General features: G+C 63.5%; 15 protein-coding genes and 1 pseudogene. 4 read left to right on the forward strand and 12 right to left on the reverse strand.

What is annotated here, in order from left to right; genetic code table 11:
- Positions 1 to 24: 24 nt before the first annotated feature.
- The 3 genes from L630_RS0112300 (at position 25) to L630_RS0112310 (ending at position 2,002) form a co-directional block, all read left to right on the forward strand.
- On the forward strand, positions 25 to 771 hold the full coding sequence (locus tag L630_RS0112300) for an SDR family NAD(P)-dependent oxidoreductase (RefSeq protein ID WP_024848556.1): 747 nt from the start codon (positions 25 to 27) through the stop codon (positions 769 to 771).
- Between the two features lie 86 nt (positions 772 to 857).
- A complete protein-coding gene (locus L630_RS0112305; protein WP_024848557.1) occupies positions 858 to 1,199 on the forward strand; it encodes a hypothetical protein in 342 nt (113 codons plus the stop codon).
- Positions 1,200 to 1,297: 98 nt separating this feature from the next.
- Positions 1,298 to 2,002, forward strand: coding sequence for a 1-acyl-sn-glycerol-3-phosphate acyltransferase (locus L630_RS0112310; RefSeq protein WP_024848558.1), 705 nt, complete (start codon positions 1,298 to 1,300; stop codon positions 2,000 to 2,002).
- Between the two features lie 7 nt (positions 2,003 to 2,009).
- Here the strand turns inward: L630_RS0112310 and L630_RS0112315 are convergent, their stop codons facing one another.
- The 5 genes and pseudogenes from L630_RS0112315 to L630_RS0112335 all read right to left on the reverse strand — a co-directional run bounded on the left by L630_RS0112315 (position 2,010) and on the right by L630_RS0112335 (position 7,544).
- Complete coding sequence (locus L630_RS0112315) at positions 2,010 to 2,843, reverse strand: phosphatidylcholine/phosphatidylserine synthase (RefSeq protein ID WP_024848559.1); 834 nt, start codon at positions 2,841 to 2,843, stop codon at positions 2,010 to 2,012.
- A gap of 3 nt (positions 2,844 to 2,846) precedes the next feature.
- Positions 2,847 to 3,545 (reverse strand): annotated as a pseudogene (locus L630_RS0112320) (phosphatidylserine decarboxylase); the annotation flags it as partial.
- A 133-nt stretch (positions 3,546 to 3,678) separates the two neighbouring features.
- Positions 3,679 to 5,577, reverse strand: a complete 1,899-nt coding sequence (locus L630_RS0112325) for an ABC transporter ATP-binding protein/permease (protein WP_024848561.1) — start codon at positions 5,575 to 5,577, stop codon at positions 3,679 to 3,681.
- Between the two features lie 20 nt (positions 5,578 to 5,597).
- Positions 5,598 to 5,939 carry a metalloregulator ArsR/SmtB family transcription factor gene (locus tag L630_RS0112330; protein ID WP_024848562.1) on the reverse strand — a complete coding sequence of 114 codons (342 nt, stop codon included), beginning with the start codon at positions 5,937 to 5,939 and terminating at the stop codon, positions 5,598 to 5,600.
- A gap of 84 nt (positions 5,940 to 6,023) precedes the next feature.
- Positions 6,024 to 7,544, reverse strand: a complete 1,521-nt coding sequence (locus L630_RS0112335; RefSeq protein ID WP_024848563.1) for a LysM peptidoglycan-binding domain-containing protein — start codon at positions 7,542 to 7,544, stop codon at positions 6,024 to 6,026.
- A 114-nt stretch (positions 7,545 to 7,658) separates the two neighbouring features.
- Between L630_RS0112335 and L630_RS0112340 the strand changes: the two genes are divergently transcribed.
- Positions 7,659 to 8,270, forward strand: coding sequence for a TIGR00730 family Rossman fold protein (locus tag L630_RS0112340; RefSeq protein WP_024848564.1), 612 nt, complete (start codon positions 7,659 to 7,661; stop codon positions 8,268 to 8,270).
- On the opposite strand, the gene rarD is transcribed toward L630_RS0112340, so the two are convergent.
- The 7 genes from rarD to cysS form a co-directional block, all read right to left on the reverse strand.
- The gene (gene rarD / locus L630_RS0112345) at positions 8,254 to 9,192 is read right to left on the reverse strand and encodes an EamA family transporter RarD (protein WP_024848565.1); all 939 of its coding nucleotides are present in this window, start codon (positions 9,190 to 9,192) and stop codon (positions 8,254 to 8,256) included. The genes L630_RS0112340 and rarD overlap by 17 nt on opposite strands.
- Before the next feature lie 101 nt (positions 9,193 to 9,293).
- Positions 9,294 to 10,907, reverse strand: a complete 1,614-nt coding sequence (gene cimA / locus L630_RS0112350; protein ID WP_024848566.1) for a citramalate synthase — start codon at positions 10,905 to 10,907, stop codon at positions 9,294 to 9,296.
- Positions 10,904 to 11,857 carry a prolyl aminopeptidase gene (gene pip / locus L630_RS0112355; RefSeq protein ID WP_024848567.1) on the reverse strand — a complete coding sequence of 318 codons (954 nt, stop codon included), beginning with the start codon at positions 11,855 to 11,857 and terminating at the stop codon, positions 10,904 to 10,906. The genes cimA and pip overlap by 4 nt, the downstream gene beginning before the upstream one ends.
- The gene (locus L630_RS0112360; protein ID WP_024848568.1) at positions 11,854 to 12,330 is read right to left on the reverse strand and encodes a GFA family protein; all 477 of its coding nucleotides are present in this window, start codon (positions 12,328 to 12,330) and stop codon (positions 11,854 to 11,856) included. Before L630_RS0112360 ends, pip begins: the two co-directional genes overlap by 4 nt.
- Entirely contained in the window at positions 12,327 to 12,818 is a 492-nt protein-coding gene (locus tag L630_RS0112365) for a GFA family protein (protein WP_024848569.1), read from the reverse strand. The genes L630_RS0112360 and L630_RS0112365 overlap by 4 nt, the downstream gene beginning before the upstream one ends.
- A gap of 55 nt (positions 12,819 to 12,873) precedes the next feature.
- Complete coding sequence (locus L630_RS0112370; RefSeq protein ID WP_024848570.1) at positions 12,874 to 13,275, reverse strand: VOC family protein; 402 nt, start codon at positions 13,273 to 13,275, stop codon at positions 12,874 to 12,876.
- A complete protein-coding gene (cysS, locus tag L630_RS0112375; RefSeq protein WP_024848571.1) occupies positions 13,272 to 14,696 on the reverse strand; it encodes a cysteine--tRNA ligase in 1,425 nt (474 codons plus the stop codon). Before cysS ends, L630_RS0112370 begins: the two co-directional genes overlap by 4 nt.
- Between the last annotated feature and the right edge of the window lie 287 nt (positions 14,697 to 14,983).

A 14,983-nucleotide genomic window follows, 5' to 3' on the forward strand; every position in this document is an offset into this window, starting at 1 on the left:
CCACAATCAACCATGGGAATTATCATGTCCGAAGCCCCTGATCTGTCCGGCCGCATCGCTCTTGTTACCGGCGCCTCCCGCGGCATCGGATATTTTATCGCGAAGGAACTCGCCGCTGCCGGCGCGCATGTGATCGCCGTTGCGCGCACCGTGGGCGGGCTGGAAGAGCTCGACGACGAGATCAAGGCATCGGGCGGCCAGGCAACCCTGGTGCCGCTCGACCTCACCGACATGGCCGGCATCGACCGCCTTGGCGGCGCAATTCACGAACGCTGGGGCAAGCTCGACATCCTCGTTGCCAACGCCGCGATCCTCGGCGTCATTGCGCCGCTTGGCCACGTTGAGGCGAAGACCTTCGAGAAGGTGATGAACATCAACGTCACCGCGACCTGGCGGCTGATCCGATCGGTCGACCCGCTGCTGCGCCTCTCCGACGCTGGCCGCGCCATCATCATGTCCTCGGGCGCCGCCCATAGCGCGAAGGCCTACTGGGGGCCCTACGCGGCCTCCAAGGCGGCAGTCGAAGCCATGGCGCGCTCCTGGGCCGACGAGACCAAGAATCTTGCGCTGAGGGTCAACTGCGTGAACCCGGGCCGCACGCGCACCGCGATGCGCGCGCTGGCGATGCCGGGCGAGGATCCCAAGACGGTCCCGCATCCGTCAGAGGTCGCCCCCAAGATCATCCCGCTCGCCAGCCCGACGCTGACCGAAACCGGCGCGATCTACGACGTGCGCGCGGAGAAATTCCTGCGATACTCCATGCCGCAGTAACCCTGCGTCACACTATCGACCGGGTTTCCCGCCCATGCTAAGCATCTGAACGTTGCTTGCATCTTCGAGACAGCTGGAAACCCCACATGAAGACTTCTCTGCTCTTTGCGCTTGGTCTTGCGGTCGCCGCGGTCGTTCCCGCCCAGGCGGACGTCTTCAGCTCGCAGAGCTTCGACGGCAGTCCGTCGACGTCGGATGCCCTGCCGGGCGTTAATCTCGACGTCGTGCCGGGTGTAACTTCCGGCAGCAACTGCAAGGAAGAGATGGTTCCGTCCTATTCGGGCAACCTCGCCGGTGAGACCAGGGCGACGACCTGCCAGTTCGGCAATTTCTCGATCACGACCACCGGCCAGTCGCAGGCGCGGAAGTACCTCGACCTCACCTATGGCGGCAACCCGCCACCGTGGGAGCAGGGCTGGAGGCCCTAAACACAATTTTCGCGTGAGCGGCGATTGACGCGTCAGGTCCTTGCGCTACCCTTCCCTCCTGCTCAGCCTGGCGACGTTCGACTGAACCGGAGGCGAACTTGATCCTGATCGGACTCATCATCGCCGCCGTAGCTGCGGCATGGCTTGCCGCGGCCTTCTGGTTTTCCCGCCGGCATAAGATCAGCTTCCATCAGGCGGCGCTCTACGTGCCGCTGGCGGCGCTGTGGCGCGTCGATGCGACGGCGCTGGAGGATACGGCCGATGATGAAGGTCCAATCCTCTATATCGTCTCGCACCAGTCGCGGCTCGATCCGGCATTGATGCTGAGCCTCCTGCCGGAGGACACGCTCCATATTCTCGACGACCGGGCAGCACGCTCGATCTGGCTGGAGCCCTGGCGGGAGCTCGCCCGCACCATCGCCTTTAATCCGGAGCATGTCTTCGTCAGCCGGCGGCTGGTGCGCGTGCTGCGTAGCAAGGGGCGTCTCTGCGTCTACCTCGCGGCCGACATGGACCCAAACTCTCGCGCCTTCCGCCTCTACCGTGCGGTTGCGCGCATCGCGCTGCGCGCCGAGGCGCGGGTGCAGCCGATCCATGTCGAGGGGGCCGACAGGCTGACGTCGTCGTTTGTCGAAAGCAGCACCGGCAAGCGCCAGCTGTTTCCACAGCTGACAGTGAGAACCCTGAAGCCGATCACCCTCGAGGAACTTGTCGCGCGCGATCCGGAGATAAACACCTCCTCCGCGGCGCTTTACGCACGCTGCGAAGAGCTGCGCCGGCGCGAGGCGGCTGCCGCCGCCTGAGCCGCGGTCAGAAGTCTTCTTCGCCCTTCGGCTCTTCCTGCAAGGCGGCTTCCAGCCTGGCGGCCTCGACCTTCTCGCGGCGCTTGTAGGCGACAGCACTGAACGGGAGGAAGATCAGATAGGCAATTGCCGACGCGGCCATCGTCTCCCAACTGAAGCTGAAGAACAGCGCGACGTAGAGGACGATGCCGAGCATCAGCGGCATGACCAGGTCGCGGCGAACGCGGATGCCGGTCTTGCCGGAATAGACCGGAAGCTGGCTGACCATCAGCAGGGCGACGACCACCGAATAGGCGCTGGCGCAGAAGGCCGTGACCTCGTTGCGGGGCATGCCGAGGAAGCCGAGATAGAGCGGCAGCAGGACGAGCAGAGCGCCCGCCGGTGCCGGAACGCCGACGAAATAGTCCGCCTTCCAGGCCGGCCGGTTCGGGTCTTCCAGCATCACGTTGAAGCGCGCCAGGCGCAGGCAGCAGGCAATGGCAAACAGCAGCGCCGCGATCCAGCCGAACGCCCCTGCCCCGTCGAGCATGTAGGCGTAGAGGAGCAGCGCCGGTGCTGCGCCAAAATTGACGATGTCCGCGAGCGAATCCATCTGCGCGCCGAAGTTCGAGGTGCCCTTCAGCATGCGGGCGATGCGGCCATCGACGGCGTCGAGAAGGGCCGCGACCAGCACCATCGTGACGGCAAGCTCGAAACGGCCTTCAAATGCCAGGCGAACGCCGGTGAGGCCGGCGCAGATCGCCAGCACCGTCATCAGGTTCGGGACGAGCACGCGCAACGGAATGCCGCGCAGGCTGCGGCCGCGGCTGCCGGGTCCTTCAGCTTGAGGATCGACGTCCATGGGTCACGACACCCTGACCAGCGGCGTCCGCGGCGCGCCAAATTCGGCGATGATCGTCTCACCGGCGACTGCGGACTGGCCGACCGCAACCATCGGGGCGAAGCCCTCAGGAAGGTAGATGTCGACACGCGAGCCGAAGCGGATCAGGCCGAAGCGCTCGCCCGTTGAAATGTCATTGCCCTGCTCCGCCCAGCACAGGATGCGGCGCGCAACGAGGCCCGCCACCTGCACGACGCCGATGCGGCCGTTGGGGCTGTCGATGACGAGACCATTGCGCTCGTTCTCGACGCTCGCCTTGTCCAGCTCGGCGTTGAGGAACTTTCCGGGGCGATGGTCAATCGTCGCGATGCGACCACGCACCGGCGAGCGGTTCACGTGGCAGGAGAAGACATTCATGAACACGGAGATGCGAAGCATCTCGCTGTTGCTGAGGCCGAGCTCGCGTGGCGGCACTGCGGGACCAACGGCAGACACGATGCCGTCGGCCGAGCTGATGACGAGCCGGTCATCGATCGGAGTCACACGCTCGGGATCGCGGAAGAAGTAGGCGCACCACGCGGTCAGGATCGCCCCGATCCAGAACAGGCTGGTCGAGAAGAAGCCGAGGATGATGGCAACGGCAGCAAAGGCGGCAATAAAAGGCCATCCTTCGCGGCGCACCGGCACCAGTGTGTTCCTGATCGTGTCGGCGATGCTCATGCGGCCTGACTTCTCCCTCTCGAGACTGGAGGTGGACCTTTAACGGATTGACGCACCAAGGGCAACGTGACCCGTGGACGCCGGAAGCCGGCATCCGGGGCCGCGCGCGAGCGCGGTGCCATCAGGGCGCGGGCGCTCAGCCCTGTTCCGGTTCGACCTCGGGGGTGCGGCGACGGACGAGGATTCCCATCTCGTCTTCCTCGCGTGCGCGCCGCAATGCCTCCTCGGCCTCGGTCGCCTCGCGCTGACGATCCCACATTTGGGCATAGAGGCCGCGCCTTGCAAGGAGCTCGGCGTGGCGGCCGCGCTCGGCGATCTGGCCGTCCTTCAGCACGATGATCTCGTCGGCGCTGATTACCGTCGACAGGCGGTGGGCGATAACGAGTGTCGTCCTGCCCTGGCTGACGAGGTCGAGCGCTGCCTGGATCTCCTGCTCGGTCTGGGTGTCGAGCGCGGAGGTCGCCTCGTCGAGCATCAGGATCGGCGGCGCCTTGAGAATGGTGCGGGCAATCGCCACGCGCTGCTTCTCGCCGCCGGAAAGCTTCAGGCCGCGCTCGCCGACCATCGTCTTGAAGCCATCCGGGAGCTGCAGGATGAAGTCCCTGATCTGCGCGAGCTCGGCTGCGCGTGCCACCTCCTCTTCCGTGGCCGACATGCGGCCATAACGGATGTTGTAGAGGATGGTGTCGTTGAACAGCACCGTGTCCTGAGGAACCATGCCGATCGCCGCGCGCAGGCTCTCCTGCGTCACGTCGCGGATGTCCTGGCCATCGATGCGGATCGAGCCGGACTGGATGTCGTAGAAGCGGAACAGCAGTCGCGAGATGGTCGACTTGCCGGCACCCGACGGGCCAACGATCGCAACCGTCTTGCCGGCGGGAACCTCGAAGGAAATGCCCTTGAGGATCGGGCGCTCCGGATCGTAGGCGAAGTGAACGTTCTCGAAGGTGACGGTGCCGTCCCTGACTTCCAGGGGCCTTGCGTCTTCCTTGTCCTTCACCTCCGGCTTCACGTCGAGCAGGTCGAACATCTGTTCGATGTCGGTCAGCGCCTGGCGGATTTCGCGGTAGATGAAGCCAATGAAGTTGAGCGGGATGGACAGCTGCATCAGCATCGCGTTGACGAAGACGAAGTCGCCGATCGTGTGCGTGCCGCGCATGACTTCCCAGGCCGACAGCGCCATCACGGCTGCCATCCCGACGCCGAAGATCACGCCCTGGCCGAAGTTCAGCCAGCCGAGCGAGGTCCAGGTGCGGGTCGCGGCGTCCTCGTAGCGCGCCATCGAGCGGTCGAAGCGCTCCGCCTCCATCTTCTCGTTCGAGAAGTACTTTACCGTCTCGTAGTTGAGCAGCGAATCGACAGCCTTGGTGTTGGCGTCTGTGTCGCTCTCGTTCATTTCGCGGCGGATGGAGATGCGCCAGTCGCTCGCCTTGACTGTGAACCAGGTGTACACCCAGACCGTCACGGCGATAATGGCGACATAGATCCAGCCGTAGACCACCCAGAAGATGATCGCCGTCAGCGCGAACTCGAGCACGGTTGGCGCCGTATTGAGGATGGTGAAGCGGACGATCGTCTCGATGCCCTTCACGCCACGCTCGATGATGCGCGACAGGCCGCCCGTGCGGCGCTCGAGGTGGAAGCGCAGCGACAGGTTGTGCATGTGCACGAAGGTCCGGTAGCCAAGCTGGCGCACCGCGTTCTGGCCGACGCGGGCAAACAGCGCGTCACGCAGCTGGTTGAAGCCGAGCTGGACGATGCGGACGAAGTTGTACGCCAGCACCAGCATGATCGGCGCAACGAGCAGCGACGGGATCCATGGGTAGGGCTGGAACTCGCCCGTCAGGGCGTCGGTCGACCACTTGAAGAAGTAGGGGACCAGAACGAGGATCAGCTTGGAGATGACGAGGAAAAACGTCGCCCACAGCACGCGGACTTTGAGGTCCGGACGTCCCGCCGGCCACATGTAGGGCCACAGGTTTGCCAGCGTGCTGAATGTCGAGCCGGAATCAGCTGAAACAGTCTTGGAAGCCAAAATATTCGTCCTGTAATCGGTCAGTCCCGCGCGGCCGGCTTGTCGGCACAGCAGGAGGAAAGCAAACCGCTGATCGCGGCGGAAAGTTCTGCAAGGGCGGCCCGGTCCGCCTCATAACGGGAGCGCTGCCGCTCGGGCGTCACGCGCACCAAACCGGCATCGACCAGAACCTTGAGATGTTGCGAGACGGTCGATTGCGCAAGGTCCAGCCGCTCCACGACGTCCTTGCAACAGCAAGCATCAACGCCGGCAAGGTGCTGCAGGATGTCGATGCGGGCAGGATGCGAGAGCGCCGCGAGCTTCGCCGCGATCGCAACACTATCGCAGGCAGGCCTGATATCAGATGCAGCGGAACAATTCATCGTCTATCGCCGATAGACGATGAATGTGCGAAAAACAAGGCGGCGGAGAAATTTCTTCCTCCGCCGCCGACTTTCGCACTGTTCTTACTGCGGCTTCACGACCTGATCGGCGATCGCGTCGAGGTCGGCCTGCTCGCCTTCCTCGGTCACCTGCGGCACCGTGAAGACCTGTCCGGGCCAGATCAGGTTCGGATTGCGTATCTGATCCTGGTTGGCGAGGTAGATGGTCGAGTAGCGGACGCCGCGACCATAGACGCGGCGCGAGATGCGCCAAAGCGAGTCGCCGCGACGGATGATGACCGATCCGTCTACACGCTGCAGAGCCGGAGCGGTCAGGTCGCCCGACTGGGTGTCCGATGCCGCGGCCTGCGTGTCAGAGCCGGATGCACTAGGATCTGCAGCATCCGTCGAACCAGCCGCCTGCCCTGCTGCGGACGGCGCCGTGCTGTCAGACGGCTGCTGCATGGCAACAGCCGAAAGCGTCTCTCCAGCCTCGCGCTCGAACGGCACCGCTGCGCGGGCAATCACACTGCCGTCGCGCGCAAGCAGATCAGCGCGGATCACGTAGCTGCCAACCGGAAGGTCGCGCTTGGCTTCGACCAGGAAACGGCCGGCCTTCGAGGAAACGCTGTCGCCCAGCAGGATGTCGCCGGCATAGACGCGCACGGTGAAGCCGGGATCGGCATGACCCGCCACGAAGATGGTGTCGCCCTCGATCTCGACGGCCTCGACCACAACCTGCCCCGTCTGCGCTGGCTGCGGCTCGGGTGCCGATTGCGGCTCAGGCGACGCGGCGGCGACTTCCTGTTCGGTAGAGCTCTGATCGGTATCGGGTTCGGCGGCTGAAGCGTCGCTCTCAGCCTCATCTTCCGCCGCGGCGACAGTACGCTGCTCGGCGGCAGGCGCCTCGGAGGCCGGCGAGGCTTCTTCGGAAGCGGCTACGGCTGGCTCATCCGTGGAGGATGCGCTCTCCTCGGCCTGCGCAGGCGCGGCCGGCTCTTCGGATTCCTTCTTTGCTTCGGGAACGGCCATCAGCTGCGCGGCTGCGCCCGGTTCCTGCACCATGGCGAGGACCTGGCCGTCCTTCTTCTCAGGGATCGAGACGACGGCCGTCTCGCTAGATTCGATCACCTCGCCTTCCGGCGTCGTCGCGCGTAGCGACAGGACGTAGTCGCCCGGAGCCAGCGGGTTATCGAAGACGATCACGAACTCGCCGCCTTCGTTCGCCTCGGTACCGGCAAGCTGCGTGTCGCCATGCAGCACCTCGACCTTTGCCTTGGCGGGAGCAGTACCGGCGACCACCACGGAGCCGTCGGCTTCTACGCGGAGAACATCGAAATTCGGAGCAGGAAGACGAGCCTCTTTTTCCGTCGTCTGCGGCTCGGCAGGTTCCTTGGCTGTTTCGGTTGCAGGCTGCTGCGCCTCGGGCTGCGGTTCCGTCTTCGCCGGCTGTTGCGGTGCCGGCTGATTTGCGGAAGTTTCCGCCACTGATGCCGGCTGCCGACCCAGCCACGGATCGAGAGCGCCTGTCACATAAGCGGCCCCTGTCGCTGCAACCACGCCTCCCCCCACGAACAGGAGCGCCTTGAGCCAGACTGGCATCATGATAGAGCTTTCCTTTGCCTGCGTTTTCCTGCGTCTAGCCTGTTTTTCAGGTACCTACAACAAAAACACCTTGATGCCTTGACCATCACCCAAGCGTAGTCACCAATCTCCTTCATGAATATGATTCGTTCAATTTGCGTGTACTGCGGCTCCTCGCCCGGACGCAGTGAAACGTACGTCGAAGCCGGCTACGCCCTCGGCAGGGCGATCGCCGCGTCAAAGCTGCGTCTCGTCTATGGCGGCGGCACCAAGGGCATCATGGGCGCGGTTGCGCGCGGGACCCTCGAAGGCCGGGGCCAGGTGCTCGGCATCATTCCGCAATTCCTGATGAACAAGGAAGCGACGGAAGAAGGCCTCGGGGAGCTATCGCAGCTGGTGGTCACCGAGAACATGCACGAGCGCAAGCGCAAGATGTTCTTCGAATCCGATGCTTTTGTGGCGCTGCCCGGTGGTATCGGTACGCTCGAGGAAATCGTCGAGATCATGACCTGGGCGCAGCTCGGCAGGCACCGCAAGCCGATCGTGTTCGCAAACATCGAAGGCTTCTGGAATCCGATGCTGGCGCTGCTCGACCACATGCGCGACGCGGGCTTCGTGCACACGTCGCATCTGGTTCAGCCGCTGGTGGTGGACTCCGTCGACAAGATCGTTCCGGCGATCCTGTCGGAAGCCGCCTCCTCCGGAACTCCCAGCGAAGGCGACCCAAAGGTCATCGACCGTCTTTAGGCTCGGGCTTCGCGCCGAACAGCATCGACCATGTATAGAGCACGAGCGCGCTGACGATCAGCGCGAAGGCGATCATGCGCCCGGTACCGAACGGCTCGCCGAACAGGAAGACACCGATCAGCGCGATCATCGTCGGCGCGAGGTATTGCATGATGCCGATGGTCGAGATGCGCAGGAGCTTGGCACCAAAGGCAAACAGGATCAGCGGAACCGCTGTGACGATGCCGGAGGCGAGCAGCATGAGGAAGTTGAAGCTGCTGTCGAAGAAGTGCCCCTGCCCCGTCTCCTCTAGCCAGAAGATGTAGGCAAGGCACGGCAGGCACAGGATCAGCACCTCGAGGAAGAAGCCCTGGCTGGGGCCCACCGGCAGCGTCTTGCGCAGGAAACCATAGATCGCGAACGAGAAGGCGAGCACCAGCGACACCCACGGCAGACCACCGGCGTCGAGCGTCAGGACGACGACCGCCAAGGTCGCCAGCATCAGCGCCACCATCTGGAGGCGCGTGAAGCGCTCCTTCAGGAACAGCGCGCCGAACACCATGCTGACGAGCGGATTGATGTAGTAGCCGAGCGCCGTTTCGACGGCGCGATCGGCCGCAATCGCCCAGACATAAACGCCCCAGTTGATGGTGATGATCGCCGCGGTGAGCGCGGCCATCGCCAGCGTGCGCGGCTGGCGGAATGCGATCTTGATATCGCCCGTACGGCCAAGCATCAGCAGCACGATGCCAGCCACCGGTACCGACCAGACAATGCGGTGAGCGATGATCTCCACTGGCGGGATGTACGAGATCGCCTTCATGTAGAGGGGAAGGAAGCCCCACATCAGGTAAGCGAAAAGCGCGAAGAAGAAGCCGCGCGTCGCGTCAGGCATACGCGACACCCCTTCGGTGGCGGGCGCCAGCTTCACATGTTCCTGCATTCAGATGCGTTTCCTTTGGGGCAATCTCCTACACCCGCAGGTGAAGAGCTACCAACGCGATTTTCTGATCAACCGATCAAAAGGACTGCACGGTTCCCTGATCAGGCGGCTGCGACCTTCATGTCCTCGCGGTTCTTGACCAGCTTGTAGATGATCGAGTCCATCAGCGCCTGGAACGAGGCATCGATGATGTTCTCGGACACGCCCACCGTCCACCAGCGCGCGCCGGTCGCATCGTGCGACTCAATGAGCACGCGGGTGATGGCCTCGGTGCCGCCGTTGAGAATGCGCACCTTGAAGTCGGTTAGCGAAAGATCGGCGATCTCGTCCTGGAACTTGCCGAGGTCCTTGCGCAGCGCAATGTCGAGCGCGTTGACCGGGCCATCGCCCTCAGCGACCGACATCTTCTGCTCACCGTCGATGACGAGCTTCACGATGGCTTCCGAGACAGTCTTCAGCTTGCCGGTGGCGTCGTAGCGGCGCTCGACCATGCAGCGGAAACCGGTGACGTGGAAGAAATTCGGCACTGAGCCAAGCGTGCGGCGGGCAAGCAGCTCGAAGCTCGCGTCGGCGCCCTCATAAGCGTAGCCCTGCGCCTCGCGCTCCTTGACCAGAGCGATGAGCGTATCGAGGCGCGGGTCGTCCTTGGCGACGTTGATGCCGCGGCGCTTGAGTTCGGCAATGAAGTTCGATTTTCCGCCCTGGTCTGAGACCATGACCTTACGGCTGTTGCCGACTGACTGCGGCGGTACATGCTCGTAGGTCTCTGGCTCCTTGAGAATCGCGGAGGCGTGGATGCCGGCCTTGGTCGCAAAGGCTGACGAGCCAACATAGGGCGCCTGCGCATCCGGCGCGCGGTTGAGAAGCTCGTCGAAAGCGTGCGACAGGCGCGAGATGCCCTTGAGCTTCTCGCGAGAAACGCCGGTCTCGAAGCGTTCGGCAAAACGAGGCTTGAGAACGAGCGTCGGCAGGATCGAAATCAGGTTGGCATTGCCGCAGCGCTCGCCGATGCCATTGAGCGTGCCCTGGATCTGACGCACGCCCGCCTCAACGGCTGCCAGCGAATTGGCGATTGCCTGGCCCGTGTCGTCATGGGCGTGGATGCCAAGATTTTCGCCGGGGATACCGCCGGCGATTACTTTCCCCACGATCTCGCGGATCTCGGACGGTAGCGTGCCGCCATTGGTGTCGCACAGCACGACCCAGCGCGCGCCGGCATCGTAGGCCGCCTTCGCGCACGCCATCGCGTATTCCGGGTTCGCCTTGAAGCCGTCGAAGAAGTGCTCGCAGTCGACCATCGGCTCCTTGCCGACAACCTTGGCGGCCTCCACCGACTCACGGATCGACTCGAGGTTTTCCTCGTTGGTGCAGCCGAGCGCGACGCGGACGTGATAATCCCAGCTCTTGGCAACAAAGCAGATGCAGTCAGAGTTCGCCTGCAGCAGCGCGGCAAGTCCCGGATCGTTCGAAGCGGAAATGCCCGCGCGCTTGGTCATGCCAAAGGCGACAAAACGCGACTTCGACGTACGCTTCTTTTCGAAGAAGGCGGTGTCCGTCGGATTGGCGCCCGGATAACCGCCCTCGACATAGTCGAAGCCGAACTCATCCAGCATGTTCGCGATGACAATCTTGTCCTCGACCGAAAAATCGACGCCCGGCGTCTGCTGGCCGTCCCGAAGGGTCGTGTCGAAGAGATAGATGCGCTTGCGTGTCATGCTTTGCCTGCAAATTTGTCGGTAGCATAGATGAGGCGATCGAGGATGCCGGGCTCGTTGTAGGCGTGCCCGGCCCCTTCGATCAGGTAAAATTCAGCGTCCGGCCAGGCTTTCGACAGCAGCCAGGCATATTTCGCCGGGCACGGCATGTCGTAGCGGCCGTGGACGATCAAGCCCGGAATGCCCCGAAGCTTGTGGGCATCGCGCAGAAGCTGGCCTTCGTCGAGCCAGGCGCCATGCGTGAAGAAGTGGTTCTCGATGCGCGCGAAGGCGAGCGCATAGTCGTCCTCACCGAAGCTGGCGGCGTTCGGATTGGGCAACAGCGTGATCGTCTCGCCTTCCCACAGACTCCAGGCCCGGGCGGCCTCAAGCTGCACCTTGCGGTCGGGATGCGTCAGGCGCTTGCGGTACGCCGCCATCAGGTCGCCGCGCTCTTCCTCGGGGATGGGCGCCAGGAAACGCTCCCACTTGTCCGGAAACATTTCAGAGACGCCGAACTGGTAGTACCAGTCGAGCTCGGGCTTGGTCAGCGTATAGACGCCGCGCACAACCAGTTCGCTGACGCGATCCGGATGCGTTTCGGAATAGGTCAGCGCCAGCGTCGAGCCCCACGAACCGCCGAACACCAGCCACTTCTCGAAGCCCGCCATCTCGCGCAACCGTTCGATGTCGGCGACGAGATGCCAGGTCGTGTTCGCCTCGAGCTCGGCATGCGGAGTCGAGCGCCCGCAGCCGCGCTGGTCGAACAGGATCACGTCGTAGAGCTCCGGATCGAACAGGCGGCGATGGGTCGGCGCTATACCGCCGCCCGGACCGCCGTGCAGAAACACCGCTGGTTTCGCGGCCCTGGTGCCGACGCGCTCCCAGTAGATCCTGTGCCCGTCGCCCACATCGAGAAAGCCGGTCTCGAACGGTTCGATTTCAGGATAAAGCGTACGCAGTGCGCTCAAAGCTGAAGCCCCCGGGCTGGCCAGTGCTCGGTCTCGTGGTCGGGATGCTGGAACGAGATTATTGATTCCTGCCGGGTATTTGCCGTGGTTTCCTCAAGAACCTCCGCCTCGAAGATGTGCTCCACCCATGGCAGCCGCCACTTGTAGTTCACCTGGATCTGCGGCTGCAGGTCCGAACGGTCGTCGAACGAACCGATTGAGATCTCCAGGCGTCCCGGATGGCGGTAGGTGAGCGGCGTGCCGCAGCGGCGGCAGAAGCCGCGCGAGATGTTCACGGACGACTGGTAGTAGGTCGGCTCTTCGCGGATCCATTCGACGCCGTCCTTCGGCGCCGTCACGAAGGCCGAGAAGAACGAGCCGAACTGCTTCTGGCACATGCGGCAGTGGCAGATCGAGGGCCTGCCGAGCTGCCCGTGGATGCGGTAACGCACCGCCCCGCACTGGCAGCCACCCGTTCTGACGGTGTCATTCATGACTTCTCCTCCCGAGGCCAAGTGTCTGTGTCGTGATCTGGATGCTGGTAGCTGACGATCGAAGCCAGGAACGTGGATGCCTCGACGTCTTCCTCCGTCAGGCGCCGCGGCAGCTTGTGAATGCTGTCCACGTAAGGGAGCTTCATCTCGACGCCGAACTGCACCGTCGGCGCGATGGTTTCCGGGGCATCAAAGGCGCCGATCGCGAGCGCGATTCCGTCCGGCGCCTCATAGGTCAGCGGAGTGCCGCACTCGCCGCAGAAGCCGCGCTGGACATGATTGGACGAACGAAACCGTTTCGGTTCACCGCGGGTCCAGGTGAGGCTCTCCTGCCGAACAGTCACCAGCGGAGCATAGAAATTGCCGAACGCCTTCTGGCACATGCGACAGTGGCACACGGAAGCGCCAGCCAGCGCACCCTCGACGCGAAACCGCACGGCACCGCACTGGCACCCGCCGGTGTAAATCGGCTTGTTGTCCAAAGTCATCGCTTCAACTCCCTGAAACGAGTGCCAGTATCCAGTCGACAGCCTAACCGTTTCTCTAGCGACTCTCTTGCGAAACTTCCGGGTGGTGACAGACTGCCTCGACGTTGTTGCCGTCAGGATCGATCACGAAGGCCCCATAGTAGTGCTCGTGGTAGTGCGGGCGCGGTCCGGGAGCGCCATTGTCGCGCCCTCCGGCAGCGATTGCCGAGGCATAGAAGGCATCGACCTCAGCGCGGCTATTCGCGCTGAAGGCGTAGTGCCTGCCCGGTCCCACTTCAGAACTGTGGTGCAGCCAGAATTCGGGCTTGGTGCGGCCGTAGCCGCCAACCTTCTGGCCACCGGTGTACTGCTCCGGCACGATGTAAAGCATCGAAATACCGAGCGGCGCCAGCGCCGCATCGTAAAAGGCCTTCGACTTTTCCCAGTCCGCGACCGGGATGCCGGTGTGATCGATCATCGCTTCACCTCCCAGGTTGTAACGCGTTCCCCCGTCACCGGATCCTTGCCGTCCTTGAGCTGAACCCCCTGTGCAAGCAGTTCGTCGCGGATGCGGTCTGCCTCCGCCCAGTTCTTCTCGCGGATCGCCGCCAGACGCTTCTCGACGAAGGACGCGACATCGATGTCGGTCTTGAGTGGCGAGAGGTCGATTCCAATGAGGGCTGCGGCAGAAAAGAGTTGCGACGGGGGCAGGTCCGAGTTCAGCAGGCGCAGGTATTCGGCCATGTCGAGGTCGTCGGCGAGTGCCGCGACGAACTCCTCACCGACCGGCTCAAGACTGCCGCCCTCGGCGCGGCGGCGCCACTTGGTGATGAGGCTTTCGGCCTCCTCCAGCTTGCGAACGGAGAAGTCGATCGGCTCGCGATAGTGGGTCGTGAGCATGGCAAGGCGCAGGACTTCGCCGGGCCACTTGCGGCCACCGAATTTTTCCGTTTCGAGCAGCTCGTGGATGGTGACGAAGTTGCCTTCCGACTTCGACATCTTGCGGCCTTCGACCTGCAGAAAGCCGTTGTGCATCCACACGTTGGCCATGCGGTCGGAACCAAAGGCGGAACAGGACTGCGCGATCTCGTTCTCATGGTGCGGGAAGACGAGGTCGATGCCGCCGCCATGAATGTCGAAGACGTTCTTCATCGGGTCGTCGCAGCGCAGGCCGCCACCGAACGGCTCGAGAAGCTTGGCCATCGACATGGCCGAACATTCGATGTGCCAGCCCGGACGGCCAAGCGTCGCAATGCCGGCGGGCGACGGCCAGCCCGGCTCGCCTTCCTTGGACGGCTTCCAGAGGACGAAATCCATCTCGTCGCGCTTGTAAGAGGCGACGTCCACGCGCGCGCCGGCGAGCATTTCGTCGAGCGGGCGGCGAGACAGGGCGCCATAGCGCGGGCCGGATCGCGCGTTCATCGCGGACGGCGAGAACAGCACATGGCCTTCGGCGACGTAGGCGACGCCCTTCACAACCAGCGTCTCGATCATCGCCTTCATCGCCTCGATGTGCTCGGTGGCGCGCGGCTGCGAATCCGGTTCACGACAGCCCAACGCCTTCACGTCGGACTGGAATTGCGCGTTGGTCGCCTCAGTGACCTTGCGGATCGCCTCGTTGAGCGGAAGGTCCGGATAGTCGCGCGCGGCGCGGGCGTTGATCTTGTCGTCCACGTCCGTGATGTTGCGAACGTAGGTTACATGCTCCTCGCCATAGACATGGCACAGCAGACGGTTGAGCACGTCGAACACGATCACCGGACGGGCATTGCCGATGTGGGCGTAGTCATAAACCGTCGGCCCGCACACATACATGCGCACGTTCCGCCGATCGATCGGCTCAAACACTTCCTTGGTGCGCGTCAGCGTGTTGTAGAGCCGAAGCTGCGGTTCTGACATACAATCCCCCTGGCCTGCTGGCCGGGGCGTTTTCTCGTTTCTGTCGGGAGAGCGAAAACGGCCGGACCAGCGAGAGCGCTAGTCGATAATGCAAATGCCGGTAATGGCGAAAGGCGTTTTCATGTGCCCGCTTATCGCGCTGCTCGCAGTTGACGTCAAGTGACCGGGCCTTCCCCGCGCGTCATTTTCACGGGCGCATATCGATAAGACTTGATTAAACATGTTCGCAAAATTGCCAGGTGATGCCCCGGCTGCGCCTACGGAAATCCACGCTGCCGCCCGAATTG

This window comes from Aminobacter sp. J41 (genome assembly GCF_000526635.1).
GTDB lineage: Bacteria > Pseudomonadota > Alphaproteobacteria > Rhizobiales > Rhizobiaceae > Aerobium.